Origin of the sequence: Cryobacterium sp. PH29-G1 (assembly GCF_030063365.1) — a bacterium.
Lineage (GTDB): Bacteria > Actinomycetota > Actinomycetes > Actinomycetales > Microbacteriaceae > Cryobacterium.
Window position 1 is genome coordinate 3,863 of record NZ_JASISY010000024.1, and the last position, 1,448, is coordinate 5,310.

At 65.9% G+C, this 1,448-nt stretch carries 2 protein-coding genes and 1 pseudogene; all 3 read left to right on the forward strand.

Annotated features, from left to right (window positions below; translation table 11 throughout):
• A pseudogene (locus QMK22_RS17415) lies at positions 1-163 on the forward strand (Cd(II)/Pb(II)-sensing metalloregulatory transcriptional regulator CmtR); the annotation flags it as partial.
• Positions 160-846, forward strand: coding sequence for a cation efflux transmembrane domain-containing protein (locus QMK22_RS17420; protein WP_283498919.1), 687 nt, complete (start codon positions 160-162; stop codon positions 844-846). The pseudogene QMK22_RS17415 and the gene QMK22_RS17420, both read left to right, overlap by 4 nt.
• A gap of 114 nt (positions 847-960) precedes the next feature.
• Positions 961-1,353: an ArsR/SmtB family transcription factor gene (locus tag QMK22_RS17425; protein WP_283498920.1), complete on the forward strand. Its 393-nt coding sequence runs from the start codon at positions 961-963 to the stop codon at positions 1,351-1,353.
• Positions 1,354-1,448: the final 95 nt, after the last annotated feature.

Genomic DNA, 1,448 nt, shown 5'->3' on the forward strand with positions numbered 1-1,448 from the left:
AGCCGCTGTGCCGGAGGGCCGTCAGACACGGTACGAAATCGCCGACCGACACCTGACCCGAGCGCTGACGCTGCTGTTCGACGTTGTGCTCGCGGTGGATGACGGCGTCGACTGCTCCGACGAAAACTGCGACCTGCCCTTCTGTTGCGGGACCGGAGCATGACTGCAACAAAGATTGGAGTCGCGCGCGTCGCCGACCCCGTCCGGAAACTGGTCCTGCAACGCCGGATCCGGATCATCGTCGCCATCACCATCACCTACAACGTGATCGAGGCGATCATCGCCCTCGCCGCCGGCACGGTGGCATCGTCCGCCGCGCTGATCGGCTTCGGTCTCGACTCCATCGTCGAGGTGCTCGCCGCGGCCGCGATCGCGTGGCAATTCGCCGCTCCCGACCCGGAGAAGCGCGAGAAAGTCGCGCTGCGCGTCGTCGCGTACTCCTTCTTCGGCCTGGCCGCCTACGTGATCGTCGACACCGGTCTGTCGCTCTTCGGTCTTCGCGAGCCGGAACACAGCCCGGTCGGGATCGCGCTGGCCGCCGTCAGCCTCGCCATCATGCCCGTGCTGAGTTGGCTGGAACGTCGCACCGGCCGTGAGCTGGGATCAGCGTCGGCCGTGGCGGACTCGAAACAGACCCTCATCTGCAGCTACCTGTCCGCGGCGCTCCTCGGCGGGCTCCTGCTCAACTCCCTCCTGGGGTGGGCGTGGGCGGATTCGATCGCCGCCTTCGTGATTGCTGGGTTTGCCATCAAGGAAGGTCTGGAAGCCTGGAAGGGCGACACCTGCGCGGTGCCAATCAGCGCCCTCACGGGCGAACGAACCCTCGACGCGGACACCTGCTGCTAGCAGGCAACTGATCCGCTCACCGCACCACGCCGACAAGGGAAACCGTGCTCGCATCAAGGGCCAGGTGAACAGTTGGCCATACGAGGCGTGATCCTCGTGTGCAATAATCTGCGTATGAATGCAGATACGGATGGTTGCACGCTGGATACCGACAGTGAGTATGTCGAGTTGGCCGTTGAGGTGTTCGCGATGCTCGCCGACGCCACGCGCATCCGCATCATTCTCGCGCTGCGCGACACGGAACTGTCGGTCAACCAGCTGGCGGAGACCGTCAACAAGTCCCAGGCCGCCGTCTCGCAGCACCTGGCAAAGCTGCGCCTGGCGCGCATCGTGGCCACCCGGCGCGAAGGCACCCGGGTGTTCTATCGCCTCGCGAACGAGCACGCCCGCCAGCTCGTCACCGACGCCATATTCCAAGCAGAACACGCCCTCGAGGGGATCCCGGCCCACCACCGGCACCCGCACGGCACCGTCGGCACCGAGCGGGAGGTGGACGCACATGCTTGAGGTCCTGCGGAATACCGCCTACCGAAAACTGTTCAGCGCCCAGGTCGTGGCGCTGGTCGGCACCGGCCTGCTCACCGTCGCACTCGGGTTGCTGG

What these genes read in the sequence shown, in the direction of transcription:
- QMK22_RS17425 (WP_283498920.1), top strand. Translation starts at nt 961, where the DNA reads ATGAATGCAGATACGGATGGTTGCACGCTGGATACCGACAGTGAGTAT.
- QMK22_RS17420 (WP_283498919.1), top strand. Translation starts at nt 160, where the DNA reads ATGACTGCAACAAAGATTGGAGTCGCGCGCGTCGCCGACCCCGTCCGG.